At 71.0% G+C, this 817-nt stretch carries 1 protein-coding gene; it reads left to right on the forward strand.

Annotated elements, in window-relative coordinates; translation table 11 throughout:
* Positions 1-817: methyltransferase domain-containing protein (locus QSK22_RS33255; RefSeq protein ID WP_285498473.1), on the forward strand; the 817-nt coding region annotated here is incomplete at both ends.

The raw sequence follows: 817 nt of genomic DNA on the forward strand, positions 1-817 counted from the left end.
GTGCTGTCCGACCGGTGGCGTCCGGCGTTCCTGGCCATGCCGCGGCACCGGTTCGTCCCGGACCTCATCTGGGGGGAGGGCGACGGCGGCGGGTTCAGCGCACGACGCCGCGACGAGTATCCGGATGTGTGGCTGGAGATGTCCTATCTCGACGGGCCGATCATCACGCAGGTCGACGACGGCGCCACCCCGGACACGGAGACGGGACGACTGATCACCAGCTCGATCTCCGCCCCGTCCATCGTGGCCAGAATGCTCGGCCACCTCCAGGTGGAGCCGGGCATGCGCATCCTGGAGATCGGCACCGGCACCGGGTGGAACGCGGCCCTGCTCGCGCACATGGCCGGCGAGCAGAACGTCACCACAATCGAAGTCGACCCCGTCATCGCCGACCGCGCCCGCAAGACGCTCGCAGAAGCGGGCATCACGCCCGCCGTGGTGACCGGCGACGGCGCCGAGGGCCATGCGCCGGGCGCGCCGTACGACCGGATCATCGCCACCGCGGCCGTCCAGCACATCCCGTATGCGTGGGTGGAGCAGACCCGTCCCGGCGGGCTCATCCTCACCCCGTGGGGAACCGCCTACGACAACGGGGCACTCGTCTGTCTGACGGTCGACGAGTGCGGAACGGCGCATGGCGGGTTCGTCGACAACACGGTGGCGTTCATGTGGCTGCGCGCCCAGCGCACCCCCCGCCCCGAACCACCGACCGACCTGACCGGCGCGGCCGAATCGTCCACGACCCTGCATCCCGACGCGGTCGCCTGGGACGACTACGACGCCTCATTCGCGGTCGGGCTGCGGCTGCCCGAGGTGG

Origin of the sequence: Actinomadura sp. NBRC 104425 (genome assembly GCF_030269545.1) — a bacterium.
Taxonomy (GTDB): domain Bacteria; phylum Actinomycetota; class Actinomycetes; order Streptosporangiales; family Streptosporangiaceae; genus Spirillospora; species Spirillospora keratinilytica.